Origin of the sequence: Humidesulfovibrio sp. (assembly GCF_035560995.1) — a bacterium.
Classification (GTDB): Bacteria; Desulfobacterota; Desulfovibrionia; order Desulfovibrionales; family Desulfovibrionaceae; genus Humidesulfovibrio.
This window is the reverse complement of record NZ_DATMYK010000095.1, coordinates 1-2,793: the sequence shown is the minus strand read 5'-3', so window position 1 is coordinate 2,793 and position 2,793 is coordinate 1. Positions and strand designations below refer to the sequence as shown.

4 protein-coding genes are annotated in these 2,793 nt (G+C 61.4%); all 4 read left to right on the top strand.

From position 1 onward, the window contains the following. Positions 1–107 precede the first annotated feature (107 nt). A complete protein-coding gene (locus VN419_RS03550; protein ID WP_325644513.1) occupies positions 108–458 on the top strand; it encodes a DUF167 domain-containing protein in 351 nt (116 codons plus the stop codon). Continuing rightward, positions 421–651 carry a DUF465 domain-containing protein gene (locus tag VN419_RS03545; RefSeq protein WP_325644510.1) on the top strand — a complete coding sequence of 77 codons (231 nt, stop codon included), beginning with the start codon at positions 421–423 and terminating at the stop codon, positions 649–651. The genes VN419_RS03550 and VN419_RS03545 overlap by 38 nt, the downstream gene beginning before the upstream one ends. 4 nt (positions 652–655) lie before the next feature. Next, complete coding sequence (gene ilvB, locus VN419_RS03540; protein WP_325644508.1) at positions 656–2,350, top strand: biosynthetic-type acetolactate synthase large subunit; 1,695 nt, start codon at positions 656–658, stop codon at positions 2,348–2,350. Positions 2,351–2,360: 10 nt separating this feature from the next. Next, a partial coding sequence (gene ilvN, locus VN419_RS03535) for an acetolactate synthase small subunit (RefSeq protein ID WP_325644507.1) occupies positions 2,361–2,793 on the top strand: 433 nt, incomplete at its 3' end.

Below are 2,793 nucleotides of genomic sequence, written 5' to 3'. Positions count from 1 at the left end.
GTGAAGACCCCTCCGCCTCGCGGCTGGAGTCCTTGGAGTCGAAGTTGAAGTATTTGCGGAAAGCGGAGTGATTTCGAGTGGGACAGGCGCCCCCTGAGTATGTCCGCATGGCGGGCAGCGGGGATTGGCGGATGCAGGTGTGGGTGCAGCCGGGAGCCAAGAAGACTGAATTGGCCGGGCTGCATCTGAACTGCCTGAAAATCCGCCTGAGCGCCCCCGCCGTGGACAACAAGGCGAACACAGCCCTGGTGGAGTATGTGGCGGCCCTTTTGGGGCTTAAACGAAGCCAGGTGAGCCTTGAGACCGGGCACTCGTCCCGCCGGAAGACGCTTCGAGTCCTTGCTCAGAAAGAGCCGATCTGGCCTCAGGTTCCGGGAACGGACCAGGCCGGCGGGCAACCTCCAACTGAAGGAGCCACACATGGAAGCACAGGATCGCGCCCTCATCGAACAGTTTGAAGCTCAGGATTCTGAACTACGCGCCCTGTGGCAGCAGCACCAGGATTTTGAAAAGATGATCGTGAAGCTAGAAGGCAAGCCTTTCCTAAGCCCTGTTATTGAGCAAGAGATCAAGGAGCTTAAGAAGAAGAAGCTTGCCGGAAAGACGAAGCTGCAAGCCTTACTTGATAAGTATCGTCACCAGGAGGCGTAGATTTATGGAGCTCACTGGAGCTCAGATCCTGCTTGAGTGTTTGAAACGTGAAGGCGTGGAGGTGGTTTTCGGGTTCCCCGGCGGGGCCGTCATCGACATCTACAACGAACTGCCCAACGCCTCCTTCAAACACGTTCTGGTGCGCCATGAGCAGGGGGCCATCCATGCGGCAGACGGCTACGCCCGGGCTTCGGGCAAGGTCGGCTGCTGCCTGGTGACCTCCGGCCCTGGCGCCACCAACACGGTCACCGGCATCGCCACGGCCTACATGGATTCCATTCCCGTGGTGATTCTGACCGGCCAGGTGCCCACGCCGCTCATCGGCAACGATGCCTTCCAGGAAGTGGACATCGTGGGCATCACCCGGCCCTGCACCAAGCACAACTACCTTGTGAAAGACGTGAACGACCTGGCCCATGTCATCCGCCAGGCGTTCTATCTTGCGCGTTCCGGCCGGCCCGGCCCGGTGCTGGTGGACCTGCCCAAGGACATCATGCAGGCCCGCACCTGTTTCGAGTGGCCTGCGGACGTGAACATGCGCAGCTACAACCCCAACTACAAACCCCACGCGGGCCAGATCCGCAAGGTGGCCCAGCTCATCCGCGAGTCCGAGCGGCCCATCATCTATGCGGGCGGCGGCGTCATATCCAGTCAGGGCCACGAGGCCCTCACCTGGCTGGCCAAGAACCTGCACATTCCGGTCACGGCCACGCTCATGGGCCTGGGCTGCTTCCCGGGCGACGACAAGCGCCTGTGGCTCGGCATGCTGGGCATGCACGGCACCTACGCCGCCAACATGGCCATCAACAACGCGGACCTCGTGCTGGCCGTGGGCTCGCGCTTCGACGACCGCGTCACCGGCAAGGTGAGCACCTTCGCCCCCAAGGCGACCCTGGTGCACATCGACATCGATCCCACGAGCATTCAAAAGAACGTGAGTGTTCACGTACCGATCGTCTCCGACTGCCGTCTGGCCCTTGAAGCCTTGAAGGAAGAGTTGGAACCCAGCCTGGCCGACTACGACTTCGAGGGCGGGCACATGCCTTGGATCACCAAGGTGGGCGTGTGGGCCAAGGAACATCCGCTGACCTACAAGCCGAGCGAGACCACCATCAAGCCCCAGTACGTGGTGGAGAAGCTGCACGAGCTCACCAAGGGCGAGGCCATCATCTGCACCGAGGTGGGCCAGAACCAGATGTGGGCCGCCCAGTTCTACACTTTCAACAAACCCAACTCCTTCCTGTCCTCCGGCGGGCTCGGCACCATGGGCTACGGCTTCCCGGCCGCCATCGGCGCGCAGTTCGCCTGCCCGGACAAGATGGTCATCGACGTGGCCGGAGACGGCTCCATCCAGATGAACATCCAGGAGCTGGCCACCAGCGTGTGCAACAAGCTGGGCGTCAAGATCGTCATTCTGAACAATGCCTACCTGGGCATGGTGCGGCAGTGGCAGGAACTCTTCTACAAGCGCAACTACTGCGAAACCTGCATGGACGCCCAGCCGGACTTTGTGAAGCTGGCCGAGGCGTATGGGGCCAAGGGCTTCCGCATCACGCAGGTGGCGGATGTGGAGCGCGTTCTGAAAGAGGCCCTGGACACGCCGGGCACGGTCATCGTCGACGTGCACGTGGAGCGGGAGGAGAACGTGTACCCCATGGTCCCAGCCGGGGCGTCCCTCACCGACATGCTGCTCGTGTAGGAGGCCAGCCATGCGTCATACCTTATCTGTAACAGTTGAGAACGAACCCGGCGTGCTCTCGCGCGTGGCGGGCCTGTTCAGCGGACGCGGCTTCAACATCGAGTCCCTGAACGTGGGCCCCACCCTGGACCCCGGCATGTCGGTCATGACCATCACCACCGAGGGCGATGAACAGATCATTGAGCAGATCGTCAAGCAGCTTAGAAAGCTCATCACCGTCATCAAGGTTGTGGACCTGACGGAAATGAAGAGCGTGCTGCGCGAGATGGTGCTCATGAAGGTCAACGCCTGCGACGCCAACCGTGCAGAGATTCTGCGCACGGTGGACATCTTCCGCTGCAAGGTGGTGGATGTCTCCATCGACGAGATCACCATCGAGGCCACGGGCAACTACGAGAAGATCAGCGCCATCGTCGGCCTGCTCACCCGTTTCGGCATCAAGG

Coding starts and splice junctions, on each gene's coding strand:
- VN419_RS03550 (WP_325644513.1), top strand. CDS start 108: ATGGCGGGCAGCGGGGATTGGCGGATGCAGGTGTGGGTGCAGCCGGGA.
- VN419_RS03545 (WP_325644510.1), top strand. CDS start 421: ATGGAAGCACAGGATCGCGCCCTCATCGAACAGTTTGAAGCTCAGGAT.
- ilvB (WP_325644508.1), top strand. CDS start 656: ATGGAGCTCACTGGAGCTCAGATCCTGCTTGAGTGTTTGAAACGTGAA.